The sequence below is a fragment of the Bowmanella dokdonensis genome, from assembly GCF_017254865.1.
Classification (GTDB): Bacteria; Pseudomonadota; Gammaproteobacteria; order Enterobacterales; family Alteromonadaceae; genus Bowmanella; species Bowmanella dokdonensis.
The window spans coordinates 1-310 of record NZ_JAFKCV010000285.1 but is presented as its reverse complement, the minus strand read 5'-3'; the positions used below and the strand labels follow the sequence as shown (position 1 = coordinate 310).

1 pseudogene is annotated in these 310 nt (G+C 47.4%); it reads left to right on the top strand.

Annotated elements, in window-relative coordinates:
* Positions 1-310, top strand: a pseudogene (locus J0A66_RS22605) (bifunctional NADH-specific enoyl-ACP reductase/trans-2-enoyl-CoA reductase); the annotation flags it as partial.

The window sequence follows — 310 nt, the reverse complement described above, 5'->3', positions numbered from 1 at the left end:
CAAAACAGGCCGGTGTTTACGCCAAAACCTTAAATGGCGATGCGTTCTCCAACCAGATGAAGCAGGATGTGATAGACATCATCAAAGCGGACCTGGGAAAAATTGATTTAGTGGTGTACAGCCTGGCTTCGCCGCGTCGTACCGATCCTAATACCGGAGAGGTGTACTCGTCCACGCTAAAGCCCATTGGCAGTAATGTGACCACCAAGAACCTGAATACTTCCAAGCGTGTTATTGATGAAATAACCGTTGAAGCGGCGAATGAAGACGAAATTGCTAATACCGTTAAAGTGATGGGCGGTGAAGATTG